Consider the following 535-nt stretch of genomic DNA (forward strand, 5'->3'; position numbering starts at 1 on the left):
ATCTGGTAGTGCCGGATGACCTGTCCGTCGCGCAGTCCAGCGAAGGGGGGCGGAGTGTAGTCCGGCATGAGAATGCGCTCCATCTCTGCCTGCTGGATGTCGAACGCAAGCTTGCCTCCCATTAATGCGGCGCGATCGTCGTCCGAGATGGCAAGAGGATAGCGAGCGAGGAACCAGTCCAGGTCCGCCGCATGCATGAGATCGCGCGGAAACCGGAATGGTCCGGCTGACTGTTTGGGCACGCGAGGAAATAGCTGCTTGAGGCGAATGGCCACGTGGGGTTCGAGCTTGGACATTTCCCATGCTGCGCCATTCTCAACGACCTGAAGGGCCCCAAAAGTTCGCATCAGATCCACCCTCGGCTGAGCGATGCGGCATAGATAGCTTTTCCGTTGATCTCCGCCGGCAACCCCATGGCGACATTCGAAGCAAGCACGATGGCCGTGACCTCGGCGTGGGACGCATAGCGCTCGAGCTGCTTATAGATGTCGATTTTTCGCGCCTTGTTTCGCATCTTGCACTCGACGGCGACGCC

Annotated in this window: 2 protein-coding genes; both read right to left on the bottom strand. The window is 59.6% G+C overall.

Features of this window, described 5'->3' with window-relative positions:
- Window positions 1-296 (bottom strand): hypothetical protein (locus P7F28_RS10235; RefSeq protein WP_277184380.1); only part of this gene is annotated, 296 nt, incomplete at its 3' end.
- A 50-nt stretch (window positions 297-346) separates the two neighbouring features.
- Window positions 347-535 (bottom strand): hypothetical protein (locus P7F28_RS10240; RefSeq protein ID WP_277184382.1); only part of this gene is annotated, 189 nt, incomplete at its 5' end.

Source organism: Caballeronia sp. BR00000012568055 (assembly GCF_029439455.1).
Lineage (GTDB): Bacteria > Pseudomonadota > Gammaproteobacteria > Burkholderiales > Burkholderiaceae > Caballeronia.